The organism is Citrobacter sp. wls613, from assembly GCF_005281195.1.
In the GTDB taxonomy this organism is placed as follows: domain Bacteria; phylum Pseudomonadota; class Gammaproteobacteria; order Enterobacterales; family Enterobacteriaceae; genus Citrobacter; species Citrobacter gillenii.
The window spans coordinates 5,771-6,392 of sequence record NZ_SZXN01000031.1 but is presented as its reverse complement, the minus strand read 5'-3'; the positions used below and the strand labels follow the sequence as shown (position 1 = coordinate 6,392).

At 52.4% G+C, this 622-nt stretch carries 2 pseudogenes; both read right to left on the bottom strand.

What is annotated here, in order from left to right:
• A pseudogene (locus FDX01_RS04520) lies at positions 1-320 on the bottom strand (hypothetical protein); the annotation flags it as partial.
• Positions 317-622: pseudogene (locus FDX01_RS23475) on the bottom strand (hypothetical protein); the annotation flags it as partial. The pseudogenes FDX01_RS23475 and FDX01_RS04520, both read right to left, overlap by 4 nt.

Here is a 622-nt window from a genome sequence, read left to right as displayed (position 1 = left end):
TTATCCGGCGGCGTCAGGTCAGCAATGCCGCCACCCTGCCCGCTAACTCCACCAAGGTAGGCATCTGCGGGGATCACGATACCTTTATCGCCAGGCTGCATGGGATAGCGGATATACTGCGGGCCAAATAACGGAACGGTGACCTGCGGGAGAACAAACGGGGTGTCACGTAATTCGAAGGCGACAGTGATCATCCGCCCTTCCTGCCTTACCACGCTGGCCGGTAATACTTTCCCGGCTTTTTGTAGCGCATCTTCAACTTTTTTTTCGGCAAATCTGTTCATGCTTCTGCCGAAATTCAGCTTTTGTTCAATGGTCATTGTTGGCCTACCTGTACCGCCGGACTGGCTTCAATAATCGCAACCCAGGCTTCGGCTGTAGGCTTCCGGCTGTTACCAAGAAGGCGTACAGCGTTTACCATGAATTCGCCTGAAAATGCCGAGTCGTCACGATATTGAGAGTAAGAAGATGCCTGTATCATAGGCCGCGCCTTTTGCGGCATTTTGATGTGATCGCCGGTCTGGATATCGCCACGCATTACGCAAACCAGACTGACCACACCGAACCGCACCCATGTTGGCTGACCAATGAGATCGTTAAATTCAATCTGTACCGGAGACTT